Origin of the sequence: Sphingomonas sp. (genome assembly GCF_039594485.1) — a bacterium.
In the GTDB taxonomy this organism is placed as follows: domain Bacteria; phylum Pseudomonadota; class Alphaproteobacteria; order Sphingomonadales; family Sphingomonadaceae; genus Sphingomonas.
This window is the reverse complement of sequence record NZ_JBCNNI010000005.1, coordinates 1-21,946: the sequence shown is the minus strand read 5'-3', so window position 1 is coordinate 21,946 and position 21,946 is coordinate 1. Positions and strand designations below refer to the sequence as shown.

The 21,946-nt window shown below is 66.4% G+C and carries 20 protein-coding genes; 6 read left to right on the top strand and 14 right to left on the bottom strand.

From position 1 onward, the window contains the following. Positions 1-140: 140 nt before the first annotated feature. From ABDV78_RS03185 to ABDV78_RS03135, 11 genes are all read right to left on the bottom strand, one after another. Positions 141-659, bottom strand: coding sequence for an FUSC family protein (locus ABDV78_RS03185; protein ID WP_343525748.1), 519 nt, complete (start codon positions 657-659; stop codon positions 141-143). Continuing rightward, positions 656-2,380, bottom strand: a complete 1,725-nt coding sequence (poxB, locus tag ABDV78_RS03180; RefSeq protein WP_343525747.1) for a ubiquinone-dependent pyruvate dehydrogenase — start codon at positions 2,378-2,380, stop codon at positions 656-658. The genes ABDV78_RS03185 and poxB overlap by 4 nt, the downstream gene beginning before the upstream one ends. A gap of 163 nt (positions 2,381-2,543) precedes the next feature. Then, the gene (locus ABDV78_RS03175; RefSeq protein WP_343525746.1) at positions 2,544-4,277 is read right to left on the bottom strand and encodes a hypothetical protein; all 1,734 of its coding nucleotides are present in this window, start codon (positions 4,275-4,277) and stop codon (positions 2,544-2,546) included. Between the two features lie 20 nt (positions 4,278-4,297). After that, complete coding sequence (locus ABDV78_RS03170; protein ID WP_343525745.1) at positions 4,298-5,371, bottom strand: chemotaxis response regulator protein-glutamate methylesterase; 1,074 nt, start codon at positions 5,369-5,371, stop codon at positions 4,298-4,300. A 4-nt stretch (positions 5,372-5,375) separates the two neighbouring features. Next, positions 5,376-6,227, bottom strand: a complete 852-nt coding sequence (locus tag ABDV78_RS03165) for a protein-glutamate O-methyltransferase (protein WP_343525744.1) — start codon at positions 6,225-6,227, stop codon at positions 5,376-5,378. A 70-nt stretch (positions 6,228-6,297) separates the two neighbouring features. Next, complete coding sequence (locus ABDV78_RS03160; RefSeq protein WP_343525743.1) at positions 6,298-6,783, bottom strand: chemotaxis protein CheW; 486 nt, start codon at positions 6,781-6,783, stop codon at positions 6,298-6,300. Further along, positions 6,780-8,570: a methyl-accepting chemotaxis protein gene (locus tag ABDV78_RS03155; protein ID WP_343525742.1), complete on the bottom strand. Its 1,791-nt coding sequence runs from the start codon at positions 8,568-8,570 to the stop codon at positions 6,780-6,782. Before ABDV78_RS03155 ends, ABDV78_RS03160 begins: the two co-directional genes overlap by 4 nt. Positions 8,571-8,615: 45 nt before the next feature. Continuing rightward, the gene (locus ABDV78_RS03150; protein WP_343525741.1) at positions 8,616-9,119 is read right to left on the bottom strand and encodes a chemotaxis protein CheW; all 504 of its coding nucleotides are present in this window, start codon (positions 9,117-9,119) and stop codon (positions 8,616-8,618) included. A gap of 4 nt (positions 9,120-9,123) precedes the next feature. After that, positions 9,124-11,109: a chemotaxis protein CheA gene (locus tag ABDV78_RS03145; protein ID WP_343525740.1), complete on the bottom strand. Its 1,986-nt coding sequence runs from the start codon at positions 11,107-11,109 to the stop codon at positions 9,124-9,126. Then, positions 11,106-11,474 (bottom strand): response regulator, encoded by a 369-nt coding sequence (locus ABDV78_RS03140; protein WP_343525739.1) that lies wholly within the window; start codon positions 11,472-11,474, stop codon positions 11,106-11,108. The genes ABDV78_RS03145 and ABDV78_RS03140 overlap by 4 nt, the downstream gene beginning before the upstream one ends. Next, positions 11,471-11,788: an STAS domain-containing protein gene (locus ABDV78_RS03135; protein ID WP_343525738.1), complete on the bottom strand. Its 318-nt coding sequence runs from the start codon at positions 11,786-11,788 to the stop codon at positions 11,471-11,473. The genes ABDV78_RS03140 and ABDV78_RS03135 overlap by 4 nt, the downstream gene beginning before the upstream one ends. Between ABDV78_RS03135 and ABDV78_RS03130 the strand changes: the two genes are divergently transcribed. After that, a complete protein-coding gene (locus ABDV78_RS03130; protein ID WP_343525737.1) occupies positions 11,772-11,960 on the top strand; it encodes a hypothetical protein in 189 nt (62 codons plus the stop codon). The genes ABDV78_RS03135 and ABDV78_RS03130 overlap by 17 nt on opposite strands. A 351-nt stretch (positions 11,961-12,311) precedes the next feature. Here the strand turns inward: ABDV78_RS03130 and ABDV78_RS03125 are convergent, their stop codons facing one another. Beyond that, entirely contained in the window at positions 12,312-13,130 is an 819-nt protein-coding gene (locus tag ABDV78_RS03125) for an arylamine N-acetyltransferase (protein WP_343525736.1), read from the bottom strand. A gap of 95 nt (positions 13,131-13,225) precedes the next feature. Between ABDV78_RS03125 and ABDV78_RS03120 the strand changes: the two genes are divergently transcribed. Next, positions 13,226-14,161, top strand: coding sequence for an L-threonylcarbamoyladenylate synthase (locus tag ABDV78_RS03120; protein ID WP_343525735.1), 936 nt, complete (start codon positions 13,226-13,228; stop codon positions 14,159-14,161). A gap of 79 nt (positions 14,162-14,240) precedes the next feature. Here the strand turns inward: ABDV78_RS03120 and msrA are convergent, their stop codons facing one another. Further along, a complete protein-coding gene (gene msrA, locus ABDV78_RS03115) occupies positions 14,241-14,780 on the bottom strand; it encodes a peptide-methionine (S)-S-oxide reductase MsrA (RefSeq protein ID WP_343525734.1) in 540 nt (179 codons plus the stop codon). A 76-nt stretch (positions 14,781-14,856) separates the two neighbouring features. Between msrA and galE the strand changes: the two genes are divergently transcribed. Then, complete coding sequence (gene galE, locus ABDV78_RS03110) at positions 14,857-15,864, top strand: UDP-glucose 4-epimerase GalE (protein ID WP_343525733.1); 1,008 nt, start codon at positions 14,857-14,859, stop codon at positions 15,862-15,864. 4 nt (positions 15,865-15,868) lie between these two features. Continuing rightward, positions 15,869-16,708: a CoA ester lyase gene (locus ABDV78_RS03105; RefSeq protein ID WP_343525732.1), complete on the top strand. Its 840-nt coding sequence runs from the start codon at positions 15,869-15,871 to the stop codon at positions 16,706-16,708. Here the strand turns inward: ABDV78_RS03105 and ABDV78_RS03100 are convergent. Further along, positions 16,685-17,371, bottom strand: a complete 687-nt coding sequence (locus tag ABDV78_RS03100) for a phosphatase PAP2 family protein (RefSeq protein ID WP_343525731.1) — start codon at positions 17,369-17,371, stop codon at positions 16,685-16,687. The genes ABDV78_RS03105 and ABDV78_RS03100 overlap by 24 nt on opposite strands. Here ABDV78_RS03100 and ABDV78_RS03095 point away from each other — a divergent pair. After that, positions 17,370-17,747 carry a hypothetical protein gene (locus ABDV78_RS03095; RefSeq protein ID WP_343525729.1) on the top strand — a complete coding sequence of 126 codons (378 nt, stop codon included), beginning with the start codon at positions 17,370-17,372 and terminating at the stop codon, positions 17,745-17,747. The two genes, ABDV78_RS03100 and ABDV78_RS03095, sit on opposite strands and share 2 nt — an antisense overlap. 832 nt (positions 17,748-18,579) lie before the next feature. Continuing rightward, positions 18,580-20,424: a methyl-accepting chemotaxis protein gene (locus ABDV78_RS03090; protein WP_343525728.1), complete on the top strand. Its 1,845-nt coding sequence runs from the start codon at positions 18,580-18,582 to the stop codon at positions 20,422-20,424. Positions 20,425-21,946: the final 1,522 nt, after the last annotated feature.

Sequence of the window (21,946 nt, the reverse complement as noted above, 5' to 3'; positions counted from 1 at the left end):
GATCTTCTCCGACTATTACTATTTTGCTCCAGTCTGGAATGGGTGGCGGAGAATCGCAAATTATTTCGGAGATCGTCACGAACGCGCGCTGCCGACGAGCAGGAAGGCTTTTCATTTGTCCGACAGTTAAGACTGCCGGATCAATCCGTCCGGCGGAAGAGCAATCGTTCGGTGCCCCAGTGCAGTCCCGCACCGATCAGAACGCCAAGCAGCACCTCGACCGAGCGGGCCAGCGCCACGCCAATGATCGATCCGCCCGGCGGCACGGTCAGCAGGACGATGACCGAGGTCCACATGCCCACCCGCAATTCGGTGCGGATCCGGGCGATGCCGGCGGTGATCGCCACTGCCACCGCCAGCGTCGCGACCGGTCCCGCGCCCCGCATCGCCAGGGCGACGAGGACGGCGACCAGCGCCCCCACCCCCGTCGCGGCGATCCGCCAGGTCAGCGACCGATGCGTGTCGCCCAGCGTGTCCTGCGACACCACCAGCGCGGACACGCTCGCCCAGACCGGATGATCGAGTTGCAGGCGCACCCCGATGACAAAGGCGAGCACCGCCGCGCCGGTGCAGCGCGCGACGAAGGCGATGGCGCGGACCGTGCCCTCACGCGAGACATTGGCCGTGACCCAGGATCGCAGGGCGGGCGGCGGCGTCACCGGAACAGGTTGGCGCGCGCCAGTTCGATCACCTCGTCCCCGCGCCCGCTCAGCACCGCGCGGGCGGCATAAAGGCTGAAGCCCTTCACCTGTTCGGCCTGGATCTTGGGCGGCATGATCAGCTCCTGCGTCTCCGTCACCACATCGACCAGCGCGGGACCGTCATGGGCGAACGCCTCGCGCAATGCGGCCTCCAGCGCGTCGGAACGGGTGACGCGAACCCCGAAATAGCCCATTTCGCGCGCAATCGCCCCGAAATCGGGATTCTGAAGCGCGACATTGGTGTCCACATAGCCCGCCGCCTTCTGCTCCATCTGGACGAAGCCGAGCGAGGCGTTGTTGAACACGACGATCTTGACCGGCAGCTTCATCTGCACCGCGGTCAGCATGTCGCCCATCAACATGGTCAGCCCGCCATCGCCCGACAGCGACACCACCTGTCGCCCGGCAAAGGCCCCCTGCGCGCCCAGTGCCTGGGGCAGCGCATTGGCCATCGATCCATGGTTGAACGACCCGATCAGCCGCCGTTTTCCGTTCATGGTCAGATAGCGGGCGGCCCAGACGGCCGGCGTGCCGACATCGGCGGTGAAGACCGCATCCTCGGCCGCGATCCGGTCAACGAGCTTGGCGACATATTGCGGATGAAGCGGCTTGTCCCCGTCGCGCGGGGTGGCGAGGTCGTCCAGCCCCTTTCGCGCATCGCGATAATGCGCCCGCGCCTTGTCGAGGAACCGGCCGTCCCGCTCGGGCGCGATCAACGGGAGCAGGCCGCGCGCGACCTCCGCGACATCGGCGACCACGCCCAGATCGAGCGGCACGCGGCGACCCAGCGCGCCCGGATCACGATCGACCTGCACCACCTTCGCCTTTTCGGGATAGAAATTGCGATAGGGGAAATCGGTGCCCAGCATCAGCAGCGTGTCGCAGTCCATCATCGCGTGATAGCCCGAGGAGAAGCCGATCAGGCCGGTCATCCCGACATCATGGGGATTGTCATATTCGATCCATTCCTTGCCCCGATAGGCATGGACGATCGGCGCCTTCAACGCGGCGGCGAGCGCGACCACCTCGTCATGCGCGCCCGCCGTGCCCGCGCCACAAAGCAGGGTCACCGCCTTCGAGCCATTGAGCAGCGCGGCGACCTGGCCCAGCGTCGCCGCATCCGGCACCAGACGCGGGGCGGCGAGCGCCGGGAAGGGCACGCGGCGCGTCTCGGGCGCGCTCTGCAAGGCGACATCGCCGGGGATGACCAGCACCGCCACGCCGCGCTGGCCGATCGCGGTGCGGATCGCGCGATGGAGCAGTTCGGGCATCTGTCGCGCATCCTGCACCATCTCGCAGAAATGGCTGCATTCGCGAAACAGCTCGGTGGGATGGGTTTCCTGAAAATAGGTCAGGCCGATCTCGCTCGACGGGATATGCGCGGCGATCGCCAGGACGGGGACGTGATTGCGGTGACAGTCATACAGACCGTTGATGAGGTGCAGGTTGCCCGGCCCGCAACTGCCCGCACAGACCGCCAGCCTGTCGGTCGCCGCCGCCTCGGCCCCGGCGGCGAAAGCACCCGCTTCCTCGTTGCGGACATGCATCCAGGCGATGCTGCCCGATTTGCGCAGCGAATCATTCAGGGCGTTCAGGCTGTCGCCCGTCACCCCCCAGATCCGCTCGACACCCGCCTCGACCAGGGTGCGGTTCAAAAGATCGGCGATCGTCTCGGCCATCTGGCGTCCTTCTCTTGCCTGGGTGCAGGACGCGGGAGCCCCCCTGTCCTGCCATGCTGCAAGAGCGAAACGAACGGGTCCGCGATTGGCTTCGCGTCGGGTCGGTGAACTTTCTGCAAGATGCGCCCGCCCCGACCGGAGCCGCAACGGGCGCCCTCAGACCTCAGAACAGGCCGTCATCATCGTCATCGTCAAACGCCACCGCCGCCACCACGGGCGGAACCAGCGCCGCCATTTCCGGCGGCAGGAAGTCCGCATGGATCACCCGCTCGCACGCCATGGTGTAGAGCCCTGCCGCCCAGGTCAGCATGTCGGCCAGCGCGGCCTGCTCCTCCACGGTCCGATCGGTCGCGCCGGTGGTAGGGGCGAGGTGATCGGCATAGAGCGAAAGGCCGTGCGCCGCACTGGCCAGCATATCCGCAAAGGCGCCCTGTTCGCTCAGGTCGCTCGCGGTCGATTCCAGCGAGGCCAGGATGCGGTGGGCATCGCCGCCGCCCTTGGCCAGTGCCAAGTCGGAGCTTTCGCACGCCGCCCGGACCACCACCAGCGCGTCGTTCAATGCCCCGCGCGTGCCGCGTGCGCCCTCCGCCAGGCCGTCCTGCACCAGATCGATCGCGGCCAGCACCCCGATCAACCGACCGACCGCCAGGCTCAACTGGTCGAGCCGGGAGGCGCAGGGGGCGACCTCCTTGGCGATCACGGCGACCGCCCGGCCCAGCACGCCGTGCCGCCGGCACAGAAGCTGGGTGTTGGTCGAGATGTCCTGCACGTTCACCGCGATGTTGCGGATACGCCCCAACCCCTCGGTCAGTTCGGCCAGCGTCCGGCTGACGAAGACGGTCAGCTCGGCCAGATGGACGTCGGCATCGCACAGCTTGTCCGTCACCGCGCCCAGCTTGGCGATGTCGTTCTCCAGCCGGACCAGCAACTGCCCGTCGTCGCCGCCATGCGAGCCGAGCAGGTTGCGCAGATGCTCGGCCAACGGACCCAGACGTTCGAGCGAGGTCACGATCGCACCGATCTCGCGTCCGAAATCATCGGCCATCGCATCCAGTTGGGCGGCGACCAGTCGGGCCATGTGCGCGACGACGACATCCGGCAGCGCCGCCTCACCCGTCTGGCCGGGCACGGTGCGGCGCAGGATCGTGATGACATGTTCGGTCCGTTGACGAACGCTGTCGCCGATCTGGATCGCGCCCAGGATGCGCGCGACTTCGCCCTGCACGGTCCGCATGATGCCTGCCACCTCGTCGGTCATGCGCATCACTGACTGGACATGATCCTGCAGCGCGTTGGCGTTGCCGGTCAGTTCGGCCGGAACCGTCGCCCCGGCGCGGGCGCACTCGGTGGCCAGCAGTCGGTCGGCGCCCTGCACGTCGTTGACCACCTGGCCGAACTGGTTGAGCTGGCGTTCGATATGACGAAGTTCCAGCCGACCGCTGGCCAGCTTCTCATCCATGCCGACGACGAAGTTGAAAAAGGCCGCCTCACCCGAAGAGGCGATCTTGATGTTCATCCCATAGATGCCGAGCAGCTTCAGGATGGTGCCGACCTCGCTCAGCAATTCGCGCAGTTCGCGGGTGCGCCCGGTCAGCGTCTCCACCTCGACCGCGCGCCGCGTCTGGATCACCGGCAGGGTGATCAGGCGATAGGCGACGTCGCGAAGCCGTGTGACGGCGACGCCCGCCGTTTCGGGGGACAGCGACTGGCGGATCGTCGCCACACCCTCCGCCATGCCGTCGATGATCCCGATCGCGGAGGCCAAAGTCTCCCCGGCTTCGCGGAAATCGGCCTCCAGCCCGCTCATCCGGCCCTGGAGAAGATCGGCCAGCTCGGCGACGCCGAACCCTTCCGGCGGGGCAGCGGGATTGGCGGAGACGGGATCGATCCGTGCCATCAACATTGGGAATTCCCTTCTTAGCGTGCCGTAGCGTGCAGCAGTTCGCGGGCGACGTGGCCCAGCGGTATGATCTTGTCGGCGGCGCCGCGCGCGATCGCCTCCTTGGGCATGCCGAACACGACCGAGGTCGCCTCGTCCTGCGCGAAGGTGCGCGCCCCCGCCTCCTTCATTTCCAAAAGGCCGCGCGCGCCGTCGTCGCCCATGCCGGTCATGATGATGCCGACCGCATTGGCGCCCGCATTGCGCGCCGCGGAGCGGAACAGCACATCGACCGAGGGACGGTGCCGCGAGACCAGCGGCCCTTCGCGGACCGCCACGACATAGCGCGCGCCCTGCCGCTCCAGCATGGTGTGGCGCAGGCCGCCAGGGGCGATCAGCACCCGGCCGCGCATCACCGTGTCGCCGTCCTCGGCCTCCTTGACGTCGACCTGGCACAGCCCGTCCAGGCGACGGGCAAAGGCCCGGGTGAAGCTCTCCGGCATATGCTGGACGATCACGATGCCCGGCGAATTGGCGGGCAGCGCCTCCAGCACCTCGCGAAGCGCCTCGGTCCCGCCGGTCGAGGCGCCGATGCACACCACCATCTCGGTCGTGCGGCTCATCGCGCGGCCGGTCGGCGGCGGCAGGACCGCATCGGCGGTCAGCTTCCGGGTCGGGGACGTGGCGCGCAGCGATCGCCGCGCGCCCAGCCGGGCCTTGGCCGCGCCCTTCACCGTCTCGCGGATCATCGCATGCGCCTCGGCCAGATGGTCGGCGACCCCGACGCGCGGCTTCAGGATCACGTCGACCGCCCCCGCCTCCAGCGCCTGGAGCAGCGTCTCCGACCCCTCCTCGACCAGCGAGGAGCACATGACGACCGGCACCGGGCGCTGCGCCATCAGCTTGCGCAGGAAGGTGATGCCGTCCATCCGCGGCATTTCCACGTCCAGCGTGATGACGTCGGGCACCTCCTCCTGGATGTAGCGCGCGGCGGCGAAGGGATCGGCGGCGGCGGCGATCACCTGGATGTCGGGATCGGCGGACAGGATCGTGGTCATCGCCTCGCGAACGCTGGCGCTGTCGTCGATCACGAGGACGCGGATTGTCTTCATCGGCTCAGACCCGTTCGAATACGGTGTTGGCGACGGGACGAAGCGACAGGTTCATCCCCGCGATCGATTCCGAATGGCCCAGAAAGATCAGGCCGCCGGGCCGCAGGCATTCGGTCAGCCGCCGCACGACCTTTTCCTGGGTCGGCTTGTCGAAATAGATCAGGACGTTGCGACAGAAGATGATGTCCATCGGATCGCCCACGGGATAGCGTTCGTCCATCAGGTTCAACTGGCCGAATCCGATCGCCGAACGCAGCATCGGCACGATCCGCATCTCGCTGCGCGCCGGATCGCTCGACCGCATGACATAGCGGTTGCGCAGGCTGGCCGGCACGGGATCGAGCATCGCCGCCGGATAGACGCCGCGCCGCGCGGTCTTCAGCACCTCGCTGTCCAGATCGGTGGCGAGAATGCCGTAATCTGGCCCGCCCTTATCCTGGGCGAACGCATCGAGCAGCATCGCCAGCGTATAGGGTTCGGCCCCCGTCGAGCAGGCTGCGCTCCATACCCGGATCCGCCGCACCCCTTCATCGCGCAGACGCGGCAGGACGGAGCCGGTCAGATAATCGAAATGCTTGGGCTCACGAAAGAAATCGGTCTTGTTGGTGGTGACCGCGTTCAGCAGATGCTCGCGCTCGCCCTCCATATGGGCGTCCTGGAACAGCCATCCGCAATAATCGCTGAGGCTGCTCAGGCCATGGGCCCGCACCCGACGACGCAGCCGCCCCTCGATCATGGTGATCTTGGCCGGCGGCAGGCGAATGCCGCATTCGTTATAGATATAGGCGGCGAGGCGATCGAAGTCGCGTGGCCGAAGGGTGTCGCTCGTGTCCGCCGCGCGGGCCAGCTTGCTCAAGGGGCCGGTTCCAATCTCGCCGGAAGGGAAAGGATCGGCCGCCGCGTCGGGCGGCCGATGACGATGACGGTCACGCCGTCAGGTCGAGCGCCGTCAACGCCTCATCACCCGGCCCGAACAGCCGGGCCGGATCGAGCAAGGCGACGAAGCCGGAACCGCGCCGCAGGATCGCCTCGATCTGTTCGGACCGCCAGCGGCCGCCGATATCAGGCGATCCCTCGATCGCGTCGGCGCCGAACGTGCTGACGTCCAGCACCCGGTCGACCACCAGCCCCAGCGAAACCGGCTCGCCGCCCTCCCCGGCCACGTCGACCACCAGGATACGGGTGGTCAGCGTCGCCTCGGCCGGCGCCAGGCCCAGGCGGACCCGCAGGTCGACCATCGGCACGGACAATCCGCGCACATCGGTCAGCCCCAGGAACCATCCGGGCGCGTTCGGCACCCGATAGGCGGGACGATGATCCAGGATCTCGCGCACCGTGGTCACGGGGAGAGCGAATTCCTCCGCCCCCAGACCGAAGACGACGACCTGGATGTCCTTGTCGAGCGCGCTCATGCCGCTCGCCCGAACTCGGCGTCCTCGCCGTCGGGGCCGCCATTGGTCAGGTCGAGCGCGAAGCCCCGCACCCGGGCCTGCTGGTCGGCGACTGTACCAGCGCGTGGTGAACGCGACTTGGCGGTCGTGGACGCCGCCTTGCGCACCGCCGTCGAACGCGCCGCACCCCCACGACCGGCCTGCTCGACCCGGAAATAGGCGATGCTTTCCTGCAGTTCCTCGGCCTGGCTGGCCAGTTCCTCCGAGGTGGACGAAATCTGCTCGGACGCCGACGCGTTCTGCTGCGTCACCTTGTCGAGCTGCTGGATCGCCTCGTTGATCTGGACCGCGCCGATATCCTGTTCGCGGCATGCCGCGCTGATCTCGGCAACCAGTTCGGCGGTACGGCGGATGTCGGGCACCAGCCGGGTCAGCATCTCGCCAGCCTGGGTCGCGGCGGTGACGGTGTCGGACGACATGCCGCTGATCTCGGCCGCCGCCGTCTGGCTGCGCTCGGCCAGCTTGCGGACCTCGGCGGCGACCACCGCGAAGCCGCGACCATGTTCACCGGCCCGTGCCGCCTCGACCGCCGCATTCAGGGCCAACAGGTCGGTCTGGCGCGCAATCTCCTGCACGATGCCGATCTTCTCGGCGATGGTGCGCATCGCGACGACCGCCTTGTCGACAGCCTGGCCGCTGATCTCGGCATCCTGCGACGACTGACGCGCGATCTTCTCGGTCTGGGTCGCGTTGTCGGCATTCTGTTTGATGTTGGCCGCCATCTGCTCCATCGAGGCCGAAGCCTCTTCCGCCGCCGCCGCCTGCTCGGTCGCACCCTGGCTCACCTGCTCCGACGAGGAGGAAAGCTGCTGGCTGCCCGCCGCGACATTCTGTGCCGCCTGGGTCGCATCGCCCACCACACCGCGCAGACGCTCGACCATCGAGACCAGGGCGTGGCCCAGCATGTCCTTGTCCGACAGCGGCTTGTGGTTGACGGTCAGGTCACCGGAGGCGATCGTATCGGCCAGTTGTGCGCTTTCCCGCAGCGCGCCGGTCATGCGGTTGACGGTTTCGACCAGATCCTTGATCTCGTCGTTCGATTTTACCGTGACGTCCTGATCGAGGTCGCCGATCGCCACCGCATCCAGCGCCACCGATACCTTGTGCAGCCCCTGCGAAACCAGGCGCGAGATCCAGAGGGCACCGGCCACCGCGATCAGCAGCGCCAGCCCCGCCGTCAGGAACAGGATGTTGCGCGCATTGGCATATTGCGCGTTGGTGTCGGCATCGGCCTGCTTCATGCCGTCCTGCGCGATACCGACGACCTGGTCGAGCTGCTCGCTCATGGCACCGGCGATTTCCCGCGACTTGGTGATCGAGATCTGGCCCGCCTCAGCATTCTTGTTGGCCAGGGCGAGGCGACGGATCTGGTCATTGACCGGCACATATTGATCGAACAGCGACTGGACCTGCATCCAGCGCGGCTTGCCATCGGCGGTCGCGATGCTGATGCCGGTCGCGATCAGTTCGCGGGCTTCGTTGCGCGCCTTGATGTCTTCGGCATCGAACTTCTGGGTCAGCGCCTCGTCCTCGGTCAGCGCCATGTTCTTTTCGAAGCGCAGCGTCCTGTTCATCCGCTCATTGACGCGCAGCGCCACTTCCAGCCGCTTCGACGGCCCGGCGATGACCTCGGTGATGGCGGCGTTCAACGCGCTCATCTTGATGACGCCGACGCCGACGACGGCCAGCATCAGGACAATGATGACGGCAAAGCTGGCCGCCACTTTCATTTTGATCGTTGCTCGCATGTGTTAGGGTCCCCCCGCAGAGATGGATGAGATGTCGGGTCAAAATCAGTGAAGGCTCACCGGCTCGACCGCGGTGGCGGTGAGACGGGAAAACAGCGTCGGCAGATCGGGCAGGACGACGACGTCCCCCTCGCGCCGGACGAGACAGCGGACATGGTCGCGCGGCCAGCGTATGCCGATGACGGGTGCCTCCTCGGCATCGCCCGCGTGCAGCACGGTGACCTCGTTGACGCGGTCGGCGATCAGGCCGATCAGGATGGGCGTTCCGTCCAGCGCCAGTTCGATGACGATGATCCGGCTGTCGGCGGTGTTGGCCTTCGCCTCCATCCCGAACGCGCCGCGCAGATCGGCCAGCGGCACGATGCGCCCGCGAAAGTTGATGACCGAGGCGGCCAGCGGATCGGCGCCGGGGACCGCGGTGATCGGCTGAACGTCGAGGATTTCCGCGACGATCCCGGCTTCCAGCGCGAAGGTCTCTCCGCCCAGTCCGAAGGTCAGGACCTCAAGGCCGTGTTCGGGCGTCCAATTGGGTATCTTGTGATAGGGCATGGGTTTATCCAGCGGCCAGACGCCGCTCCTCCCTGGGCTGGCTCAGCGCGATGAGCTGGGCGATGTCGAGGATCAGGGCGACCGAGCCGTCGCCGAGGATCGTCGCGCCCGCAAAGGCGGCGACATTGCGGTGCAAGGGCGACATCGCCTTGATCACCGTCTGGTGGTTGCCGATGATCTGATCGACGACCAGACCGACCCGCTCCGCCCCCGTGCCGACCACCACGATCTTCTGATAGGTGTCGGGCCTGGTCCCGGTGTCGAACAGGTCGCGCAGGCGCAGGAAGGGCACCAGTCGCTCGCGCAACGTGATGATGCTGCGCCCACGCGAGCGCAGATCCTCCTCCAGCGACAGCTCCAGGCATTCCTCGACCGCCGCGAGCGGGATGACATAGCGCCCCTCGCCCACCCGGACGAGCAGCCCTTCAATGATCGCGAGCGTCAGCGGAATGCGCAGCGTGATGGTCGATCCCTGGCCGGACACGCTCTTCACGTCGATCGAGCCGCGCAGGCTTTCGATCGTGCGCTTGACCACGTCCATGCCGACGCCCCGGCCCGACAGGTTCGTGACCTGTGCCGCCGTCGAGAAGCCGGGATGGAAGATGAGGCCGAGCAGCTCGTCCTCGCTGACCACCTGCCCCGGCTGGATCAGGCCATTGGCCTCCGCCTTGGCGCGGACGCGTTCGCGGTCGATGCCGCGGCCGTCGTCGGTGATGGTGATCAGCACCTCGCCGCCGGCCTGATGCGCGCTGAGGCGGATGAGGCCGCTGGCCGACTTGCCCGCCGCGATCCGGTCCTCGGCCTTTTCCAGGCCATGGTCGCACGAGTTGCGGATGATGTGGACGAGTGGGTCGAACAGGCGTTCGATCACGGTCTTGTCGACCTCGGTCGTCTCCCCCTCGGTCACCAGCTCGATCGCCTTGCCGGTCTCGTTCGCCAGATCGTGGATCAGGCGACGGAAACGGCCGAAGAGCGTCGAGACCGGCACCATGCGCAGCACCATCATCGTGTCGCGCATCTCACCCGCCAGCCGCTCGATCTCCTCGGAGACGGAGCGCAGGCTCAGGTCATGGCCATGGCTCGCCAGCTGCGACAGGCGGCTCTGCGCGATGACCAGCTCGCCGACACGGTCCATCAACTCGTCCAGCCGCTCGGCGGGAACACGGACATGCTCGGCCTGGGCACGGGCCTGCGCCGCCGGGGTGCGGGCGGCGGTGTCGTTCGCGGCGACCGGGGCCGCGACCGGGGCGGCTTCGGGTTCATCCCGATCCACCACGACCGGCTCCTCGACCACCCCTTCGTTCGCCTCGACCGACAGCGGCTCGATCCGAATTTCCATATCGTCCATGACGAACAGGAAGACGTCCTCGATCGCCTCACGCGAAATGTCGCCGATCAGCGTGCAGTCCCAGGCGATGGTACAGTGCGCCGGCATCAGCACGTCGAGCGGCGGCACCTCGTCGACGCGGGCGACGATCGTCGTCTCGCCCAGCGCGCGCAACTCATCGAGCAGCGCCAGCGGATTGGTACCGTTGGCCATCGCATCGGGCGGCAGGCGGAAGAACAGCGACCAGCCCTGCTTCGCCGCCACCGTGGCCGGCGCGGACGCACCACCACCCGCCGCCGCGTCGACCGCCGCCGCCAGCCGCGCCAGGATCGCCTGTCCCTCGGCCTCAGGCGCATCGCCCTCGACCAGCGCCCGCATATGGTCGCCCGCCGACAGGATGACCGACACCAGCTCGGGCGTCGCGGGCACGTCGCCCTTGCGCACCCGGTCGAACGCACTTTCGCAATGATGGGTGAAGGACGCCAGCGCATCGAAGCCGAACATCGCGCCCGAGCCCTTCAGCGTGTGGAGCCCCCGGAACACGGCGTTGACCAGACCCATATCGTCCAGCCGGTGACCGAGGTCGAGCAGGCCCTGTTCGACCTGTTCGAGCAGCTCGCCCGCCTCGATCCGAAAGGCGGCCGTCGGATCCTCGCCGCTCATCGCGCCAGGACCTTCTGCGCGACGCGGATCAACTGTTCGGGCTGGAACGGCTTGACCAGCCAGCCCGTCGCGCCCGCGGCCTTGGCCTGCGCCTTCATCGCGTCATCGGATTCGGTGGTCAGGAAGATGATCGGCACCCCCGCCTGCGAAGGCTGCTGGCGCAGCGCGCGGATCATCTCCAGTCCGTCCATATTGGGCATGTTCAGGTCGGTGACGATCAGGTCGAACCGCGTCGCGGTCGCCTTGGCCAGGCCCTCCACACCATCGGCGGCCTCGGTCACGGCATAGCCCGCGCCGGTCAGGGCGATGCGGATCGCCATGCGCAGGCTCGCGCTGTCGTCAACGGTCAGAATGGAAGCGCTCATTGGGCGGTGTCTCCGTGGAACCAGAAGGGAGCATGGTCGGGATGGGGATGGGGCACGAAGCCCGCGCGGTGCAGCAGCGCGCGCAGCCGATCGCCGACGGGCGCGGTCAGCGCGAAATCGCACCCCACCCGCTCCGCGGTAATGCGCGCCGACTGGACGATCTGGACCACGCTGAGGTCCGGGCCTGCGACGGCCGACAGATCGAGCCGGACCTGCGTGTCTGGCAGAATGGCAGCCTTCAGCGCCGCCGCCAGCGACCCGATGGTCGGCAGGCAAGCGTCCTCGGCTGCCGTCACCGTGGTGATCGGCATCATATATTCCTTGCATGAGGCATTTGGCGGCGCGGGAATCCCCCGCCGAGGAAAAGCAATCCGGTCGAGCTGGAAATATCAGTCCGGGCGTAAAGAGCCGACCAATCCGGTCATCATCGGCTCGGTCGTTCCCAAACTAGGGAACCGTGGCGGCAATCTTGGCCATTTTCTGTAACCCCCCTACGTGCAGAGCGAGTTATACGCGTCATTGGTAAAATCGGACTTAATCATAACGAGGCCGTCACGACCATCTGCCCATTCCGATCAGTTTCTGCAAAGGATTGCAGATACAAATCTTTGACCTATCTAGATTTTTATCAGGCGAATTTATTTTCGCATGCCTTGAGGCAAGGGCCCGATCCGACCTTCCCCAACGCCCAGGTCAAGCGATATGCCGGTAAACAGGGCCGATTCGTCCATATCGCCGCGCGTCGTGCCGAACCGACGCATGCCGCTACCCCACCGTCGAGCCCCATGCCACGCATGACGCATGGGGCCACGACCGCATCGCCATCGGCCGATTCGCTTATTCGGCGAACAGCGTGGCAGTTTCCTCGGGCGTCAGGTCGATGCCGAACATCAGGCTCATCCGCATCCGATAGACACGCGGATCGGTGATCGTCGCGGCGCTCTGATCCTCGCCCACCCGGCGGCTGTAATGCCGGTCGGTCAGCGATGCGAAACCGCGGGGCAGGATGATGCTGACGATATTGGCCTGCCGAAAGCGGCTGTCCGCCGCGGTCGAGGTCCAGTGATTGGCCAGGGCGAGATCGGCGTCCCAGACATGATCCGTGGTGAAGCTGTACTGGGCTTCCCACCCCTCGCCCGCCGAGCGGCCATCGGTATGGCCCGGATGCCCGTCGCGCAGCAGCATCCAGCCATGCTGCGCATCGCGGGTCAGACGGAAACGCGCGCCATCGGGCCCCTGCGCTTCCGCCCCGTCGATCAGCGGCATGGGCGGCAGATAGCTGCCCCCGAAACCGGCATCGGCGATCCAATCCTGTCCATCGATATGGACGAGGCTGAAGCTATGCGTCATCCCCGGCACATCGGTCGCCCGCAGCCAGACCCGCGCGAGCAGCGGCCGGGCGGCAAAGCCATGCGCCGCCAGCGCGTCCAGGAGCAGCCGATTCTGCTCGAAGCAGTAACCGCCGCGCTTGGCGGTCACCAGCTTGGCGAAGACGCTCGCGCTGTCGATCGCGATCGCCCGGCCGAGCCGCACGTCGAGATTCTCGAACGGGATCGCCAGCCGATGTGCCCGTTGCAGCCGCGCCAAGCCCTCGGCATCGACGGTCACGCGCGACGGAAGGGCGATACGGGCGAGATAGGAATCGAGATCGAACATGGCCCGCAGATAGGATGCGGTGCGGCGATTGTCGAAGGGGTGCGTGCGTTCGGTCTTATGTCATGCCCTCCAAGCCGCTATGGCCTCGCTCCACCATGCGCTTTCCCGACGACGATCCGACGCTGCCTTACGCTCCATCCGCGATCCGCGCGGCGGCGGATGTGATTCGGGCGGGCGGAATCGTCGCGGTGCCGACCGAGACGGTCTATGGTCTGGCCGCCGATGCCACCGACGCGGGCGCGGTTGCGCGCATCTATGCCGCCAAGGGGCGACCGTCGTTCAATCCGCTGATCGTGCATGTGCCCGACCTGGCGGCGGCGCGGGAACTGGCGACGTTCGATGCCGATGCACTGGCGCTGGCAGAGGCGTTCTGGCCGGGTCCGTTGACATTGGTGCGGCCACTCCGGCCGGAGGCGGGCATTGCCTCACTGGTCACGGCGGGTTTGCCGACGGTGGCGATCCGGGTGCCGCGCCACCGCGCGATGCAGGATCTGCTGGCCGGATCCGGCCGTCCGCTCGCCGCCCCTTCGGCCAATGCCAGCGGGGGGATCAGCCCGACCCGTGCCACCCATGTCCGCGCCAGCCTGGGCCCCGGCGTACCGATCCTGGACGACGGCGCGACCGAGGCGGGGCTGGAATCGACGATCGTCGCGGGCCGCACCATCCTGCGCCCCGGCCCCGTCACCGCGGAGATGCTCGCCGGCGTTCTGGGCCAGGTCGAACAGGGACCGGATGCGCCCGCCATCGTGACCGCGCCGGGACAGCTCGCCAGCCACTATGCCCCGGCCAAGCCGCTGCGGCTGAACGCGACGATGGCAGCGGCGGATGAATGGCTGATCGGCTTTGGTTCGATCATGGGACAGGACACGCTGTCGACCCGTGGCGACCCGGTGGAGGCGGCGGCGCGGCTGTTCGACGCCCTGCATCGCGCCGATGCGAGCGATTGCGCGCGGCTGGCCGTCGCCCCGATCCCGGCGGAGGGGATCGGCGCGGCGATCAACGACCGGCTGCGGCGCGCCGCGACACGGTAGGATTCGAAAGGGACGGTTTTCGCCCTCCGTTCGCACCGGGCGCGGTCGAAGCCCACGCTCCGGCCGCGCCCAGGCGGAATTATGCGGTCACCGCCCGCGACCGCGCGGCGAAGCTCTTGCGCAACTTCTGCAGCTTGGGCGGGATGACCGCCATGCAATAGGGGTTCGACCGCCCCGAGGTTTCCCAATAATCCTGGTGGTAATCCTCGGCCGGATACCATTCGGCCATCGGCTCGATGGTGGTGACGACGGGCTTGTCGAGCCCCGCCTGCGCGCGGGCCAGCCCCGCCTTCATCGCCGCTTCCTGCTCCGCATCCGCCGGGAACATCGCGGAGCGATATTGGGTGCCGACGTCGTTGCCTTGCCGGTTAAGCTGCGTCGGGTCATGCGTCGCGAAATAGATGTCCAGCAGATCGTCCAGCGCCAGCTGCTGCGGATCATAGCCGATACGGATCGCCTCGGCATGGCCCGTGTCGCCACCGCACACCTGCTTGTAGGTCGGATTGGGCAGGGTGCCGCCGATATAGCCGCTCTCGACCGATTCGACGCCGATCACGTCCTTGAACACCGCCTCGGTGCACCAGAAGCATCCGCCGGCCAGCGTGACATATTCGGTCATCGGGAATCTCCTTGTCATCTTGTGTGCTTAGATAGGATGGCGCTAGGCCACGGCAATCCAAGCATTGGGGACAAAAATGACGGCAGCGATCGACGGCAAGGTGATGGTCACGGGCGGGGCCGGTTATATCGGCAGCCATGCCGTGCTGGCGCTGCTCGATGCGGGCTATGAAGTCGTGGTGCTCGACAATCTGGTCACCGGGTTCGACTGGGCGGTCGATCCCCGCGCAAGCCTGGTCGTCGCGAACGTCGCCGATGACGAAAAGGTGCGCGCCGCGATCCGCGACCATGGTGTGCGCGCGATCATGCACTTCGCTGGTTCGGTCGTGGTCCCCGAGTCGGTCAGCGACCCGCTCAAATATTACCGCAACAACACCGCCGCCAGCCGCTCGCTGATCGAGAGCGCGGTGGCCGAGGGCGTGGCGCACTTCATCTTCTCCTCGACCGCCGCCACCTATGGCACGCCCGAAAAGGTGCCGGTCGCCGAGAACGACCCCAAGGCGCCGATCAACCCGTACGGCATGTCCAAGCTGATGACCGAGATCATGCTGAAGGACGTCGCCGCCGCGCATCCGATCAACTATTGCGCGCTGCGTTACTTCAACGTCGCGGGCGCCGACCCCCAGGGCCGATCGGGCCAGTCGACCGTGGGGGCGACCCACCTCATCAAGATCGCGGTCGAAGCCGCGATCGGCAAGCGCGACGCCGTCGGCGTCTATGGCACCGACTTCGCGACCCGCGACGGAACCGGCGTGCGCGACTATATCCATGTCTCCGACCTGGCCGCCGCGCATGTCGCCGCGCTGGAGCTGCTGGTCGATCGACCGGGCGAGAGCCACACGCTCAACTGTGGCTATGGCCGGGGCTTCTCGGTCCTCGAAGTGCTCGATGCCGTCGACCGGGTGACCAACCATAGCATCGAGCGCCGGATGGAGGGCCGCCGTGCGGGCGATCCCGCAGAGCTGGTCGCCGACAACAGCGCGATCCTGGCCACCCTGCCCTGGCGTCCCGAGCGGGACGACCTGGACGGGATCGTCCGCGACGCCCTTGCCTGGGAGCGCAAGCTGGCCGAGATGGGCCGCTGAGGCGATGCGGCTACGCTCGCTCCTCTTCGTGCCGGGCGATCGGCCCGACCGGATGGCCAAGGCCTTGGGTGTGGGCGCGGATGCACTGATCCTCGACCTGGAGGACGCGGTCGCCCCCGACACCAAGCCCCTCGCGCGGCAGGAGGTCGCTCGCTTCCTCGGCCAGCCGCGCGACGGGTCCGTGCGGCTGTTCGTGCGGATCAACCCGATCGACGGGCCGCTGGCGATCGACGACCTGACGGCCATCCTCCCCGCCCGCCCCGACGGCATCGTCCTGCCCAAGGCAGAGGGGCGCGGCAGCCTCGCCGCGCTGGAATGCCATCTGGCGGGCGACATCGCCATCCTGCCGATCGTGACAGAGACGCCCGCCGCCATGTTCCGGCTGGGCGAGTATCAGGGGGCGAGCGAACGGCTGGCCGGGTTGACCTGGGGGGCCGAGGATCTGCCCGCCGCGATCGGCGCGACGACCGCGCGCGAAGCGGATGGCGGCTATACCGCGCCCTATCAACTGGCGCGGGCGATGACCTTATTCGCCGCGCATGCCGCGGGTGTCGCCGCGATCGAGACGGTCTATCCCGATTTCCGCGATGCCGACGGGCTGGCCGCCTATGCAGCGCGGGGGCGGCGGGACGGCTTCACGGGCATGATGGCGATCCACCCGTCACAGGTGCCGGTGATCAACGCCGCCTTCACCCCCTCGGCCGAGGAACTGGCGCGGGCGCAGGCAATCGTCGACCTGTTCGCGGCCCATCCGGGGGCCGGTGCGTTGCAGCTTGACGGGCGGATGGTCGACGCACCGCATCTGAAGGCCGCGCGGACGCTATTGGCGCTCGGCGCCCCATGACGCGCGGGCGGCCGCCGTCGCCCACCACCAGCTCAGCGCCCAGAGCGTGCCGAAGCACCAGCCCGCCGCCACGTCCGACGGCCAGTGCACGCCCAGATAGACCCGGCTGACGCCGATCACCCCGACCAGCAGCACCGCCAGCGCCACGGTGGCAAGACGCACCCGAGGGGTCCGCGTGACCTGGGTCGCGAGCGCCGCAAGGGTCAGATAGACCATCGCGCTGCCCGCGGCATGGCCGCTGGGGAAACTCGCATTGGAGACATCGACCCAGTGCGGCACCAGATTGGGCCGCGCCCGCGCGACGATATGCTTGATCAGCGTCACCATCGCACCACCGCTGATCCCCGCCGCCGCCGTCGCGGCGGCCGTCAGCCACAGCCCCCGCGCCAGCAGCAGCAGCGCCGCCCCTGCGACCATCATGATCAGCACCGTCACGCTGCCCAGTGCGGTGATGTCCACCGCCGCGCGCATCAGTCCCGGCGACGGGCCATAAGCGCGCAGCCCGGTCAGGATCGCGCGGTCCCAGGGAAAGGGCCAGCGGTCGACCAGCAAGCCGAACAGCAGCAGCAGGATCAGCGCCGCGGCTCCTGCCGCCATGCCGCGTAGCGCCCAGGACAGATAGGCGCGACGCGTCGCGGGCGGGGTGGCCGTCGGATCGGTCATGATGGCTCCGTCGTCATGCCACCTCTCTGACAAGCCGCCGGGAGCGGCGCAACATGACAGCGTCCCCGACCCGGTCCACGCCCCCGCCAAGGCCCCGATCGCACCACATGATAAAAATCAGGGTATCGACATTATGCACTCTGTCGATCACCCTCATTTGAAGAATGGGTTTGCTTACCAGCCCGTTTTGGCGCATATTTGCCTCATCCCGGCGCAAAGACCGGCTGGAGAGGATCGCACGACCATGGAAGAACAGGGAGTTTCGCCGCTCGATCGCCTGCTGATCCTGACCTTCGGCGCGATGTTGAGCTGGTTGGCGGTCGGCGGTATCGCCTTTGGCGCGTCACGGCTGGCGAAGCATCTGTTCTTGTCATGATGGGGCCGAACCCGGCATCCCGCCGGGTTCCGGGTGGCTGCGTAAGCTTCCCATATCGCCCGTCCGCCTGTGAAGGCCGTTTCTGACGCCATCGGTCCAGGGCGCTCCCGCACACCGATCGGTTGGCGGCGTCAATCCCGCCTCGCCGATGCACGTCTCGACCAGGCGGCGCCACCAGGGCACGCCGTCCGCATTGAGCACCATCCCGGCACCTTGGCCCCGATTGCCTTGGTTCGGCGCATGATGGTCGGATTGTTCGCAGATCCCGGCGTTTCTCGCACGCCAAGCCTCACCCACAAGGCGGTGAACCTCGCTGGTTCGGTCATTGTCGATATTCTTTTGTCGGCGCCGCGACTGCTGTTCAGCATTTCGCAAGCAATCTGGATCGATAGCGATCGGGTCAGGCCAACCGGCCTGTCGGACAGCAGGTCGCTCCGCCCATTCAGCAACGGGGCGGAGCGACTTGATCAGCGGGGTGATCCGCCTTTCGAGAACTGCTCGGCAACATCTCCCTTGGGCTGCAACATGAGCATAGGGTCGAGGTGCGCGAGGCAGCCGAACGCATTCTCGATAAGCGCCAGCATCGGCCCGCTTGCGATCTCGTCATCGCCCGTTGGCCATGACCCGATCGTCGGATTTAGCCCCGGCCGCCTTCCTGCGGAAGCGGTCTGCCGCAGCGGAAACACCTTTCGGCGTTCATAGCTGGGGTGCCCCGCGCCGCCCCCGAACGCCCCCCGCAATGCATTCTATTAACAGATATCAGTTACCGATCGTGGCAATGCGCGGACGTTCAGCCCGTCCGTGATCTGCCACCAAGCGTCGGGAGACTATCGTGAGAAACCTGCGGATCAGCTCCAAACTGATAGCATGCTTTGCAATCCTGTTGATGGCCCTGCTGGTCGTCGGCGGGCTTTCCATTCGCAATCAGAATGCCCTGAGCGCAGGAACCGCTGACATCGCCTCCCGGCTGGCACGGCTGCAAAAGCTGACCCACAGCATCGACACGCAGACCTCGAACGTCCGCGCCGAGGAAATGACCCACATCGTCAGCACGTCGCCCGAGACGATGGCGGCGCACTACAAGGCGATGCATGCGTCACTGGACCTGATCGACCAGTCGCTTTCCAAGGTGAAGGTGTTGGAGCAGGATCCCACCGCCAAAGTCGCGATGGATGAATTCGGGCCGATCTGGCAGCGCTATACCGAACACCTGCCCAAGACCATCGAACTGTCGAACCGTAACGAGACCGACGCAGCGCAGGCGAGCGCCTTGCAGGAGGTCAAGGACTATGACGCGCAGAACGCCGCATTGGGCCGGGCCGAGGATGCCTATACGGCGGCGATGGACAGAGCCCGTGCCGAGGCCACGGAAACGGCACAGACCGGACGGCTGATTACCGTCCTGATGATCCTGGCGGCGATCGCGCTCACCATCGCGCTCCTGACCTTGTTGATCCGTCAGATCGCCACGCCTCTGAACAAGATGACCGACGCGATGGGGGAATTGGCGGCCGGCAATATGGGGGTCACCGTGCCCGACTCCGATCGGCTCGATGAAGTCGGTGACCTGGCCAAGGCCATGGCCCAGTTCCGCGACCAGCTGGCGGCGGCCGAACGGGCGAAGGCCGAACAGACGACCCTCATCGTCGACAGCATCGGACAGGGGCTTTCGCAGCTTGCCAAGGGCGATCTGCTGACCCGGATCGACGCCGAATTGACCGGGCCCTTTGCCAAGTTGAAGACCGATTTCAACGCCGCGGCCGAAGCATTGCAGGATGCGCTGTCGCAGGTATCGACGGCGGTCGCCGGCATTAACGGCGGCGCGGGCGAGATCCGCACCGCCTCGGACGATCTGTCCATGCGGACCGAGCAGCAGGCGGCCAGCCTCGAGGAAACGGCCTCCGCGATGGAAGAGATCACCGCCACGATGCGCGCGACCGCGCAACGAACGGCGAGCGCCAACGCGGCGGCGCGCGACGCGCGCAATCTGGCCGAACAGTCCGGCGAGATCGTCCGCAACGCCGTGGAAGCCATGGACGGCATCGAACGTCAGTCCAACGAGATCTCGGACATCATCGCCGTCATCGACGGCATCGCGTTCCAGACCAACCTGCTGGCCCTGAACGCGGGGGTCGAAGCCGCCCGCGCCGGAGACGCAGGGAAAGGCTTTGCCGTCGTCGCCTCGGAGGTCCGCGCATTGGCGCAGCGTTCGGCGGATGCCGCCAAGGACGTCAAGGACCGGATCAACGCATCGTCCGAACAGGTTGCCCAGGGCGTGCGCCTCGTCGGTGAAACGGGCCAGGCCCTGACCGGCATCATCGGGCGGATCGTCGAGGTCAGCACATTGGTCGGCGAGATTTCCGATGCCGCCGAACAGCAGTCGGCCGGGCTCCAGCAGGTCAATACGGCCGTCGGTGAAATGGACGTCGTGACCCAGCAGAATGCCGCGATGGTCGAGGAAGCCACTGCGGCAGCGCGCGGCCTTGCGTCCGAAGCCGATGGCCTGGCACGTCAGATCGCGCGTTTCCAGATCGGGCAATCGGCTAATGCGATGACCGCGAACGTCCACAAGCTCCACACCCGTCCGGCGGCATCAGTCCCCCGCCCGCGCGCCAAGCCGATTCCCATGACGCAGAGCAACGCGGTGCCCGCCGAAGACGATTGGTCTTCATTTTAATCTGAGTGGCTGTCCCTGTTCGGGTGTCCGGCATTTGCCTTGTCGACGCCCCGGACAGGGACAGCCCGGCAGGATCGGCAAGCGCGTAATCCTTCTCGGCCCCTTGCGCTTTTCGGCGCGGCGTATCGGTCAGCGGCACGATGTCCCCGATGGGCGGGACATACGGGGGGCACGAGGTGAGACACCTCGCGACGCTTTCGCACCTGAATTTCTGTGGTTTAGCAAGGGCGTGAGACACGCTGCGACGCCCTGAAACAACCCCGTGGTGGGTCCGCCGCCTACCATGATTAGGAGCATATTTGGCTAATTTCTGCGATTCAAATAGGCCCCATAACGATGGGTGCCCCCGCCCGTGCCCCCAAAAAAATTGCCTGCACTGAGATCGCCTAGGCATCTGCGGCATCCATCGACTTGTAATACTAGCGCTGGTGGACAGAATCATCGACTGACAGCGTCGTACGCCTCCCCTCCCCATACGCACCCATTGCGCTGTGACCGCCGATCTGCCCCGCTCCCTGTCCGTCGGAAGAATAAGCCGCCGCCGGCCCGATGGGAGCGGGTCGAGCTATGGCTCGAACTAGCCGGCTTTAGCGTTCTGATCGTCTCAGCGATGATAGCCGCCGCCTGGGGCGCGATCCGCTACGTGATGGGGGCGATCTGATGTGCAACAGGGCGCGCTATGCTGGGGATCCCGATGTGCAGTTCCACTAGAGTAAAGAACGCAACCAAAAATCTATTTATTATCATAGTTTAATCGTTATGCGGCGCTGAATTTGATTGACGCCCACTGCCGTCCGTTCAAGTATTGCAATGCTGATTCTCTATGGGAGTATTGATGATGAAGCGCTTTGTTTCGCGCCTTTGCTGCGCTTTGCCAATTGTTTCCTTTTTCTCTTTCGCGGGGCAGGCGTCAGCTCAAGATATCGATGCTTACCAAACGTGCGTCACTGGATGCCTTCAGGGCGCGCAACAGGCGACGGGGTACGCACCTGGGCAATTTACCTCTCGATGCCAAAGGGCCTGCGAGGGTAAGCATCTTGGGTCGAACGAAGGTGACCCGTCAGGGTATTCGAACTATTGGTACGAATGGTGGTGGGCGAATTGCGCCGCCGGTCAATGCAAGAACAATCTCATCAAGCCAGAATAGGCTGAGACGGTTGCGCGGGCCGGAAATACCAGCCCGCGCAACAAACTAATTGGCTGCTTACATCAATTTGGGCTGGCGGCTCTTCCTATCCGCCGATATTGCCGCTCGCAGCGCGGAGGCGCTAAGAGCACTCGCTTCCGCACAAGATTGATTACCTGCGCGTCCCTCTTCGGCGATCCTTTCGGCCGCTAGGGCTTCAGCCGCCATGATAAAGGCCAACTTGTCAGCTGAGAGATGGTCTCGCAGGTTGCTTTTAGAGGTGGCTCGGTTTGTCTGCACAGGCTCGCGGCGTGAATAAGTGGATTGCCGCTGGTTGATCATGCCGCTGCGAGAAGCGGCTGTGCGAAGTATATCTGGTCGGGCGTTCGGCCGCCA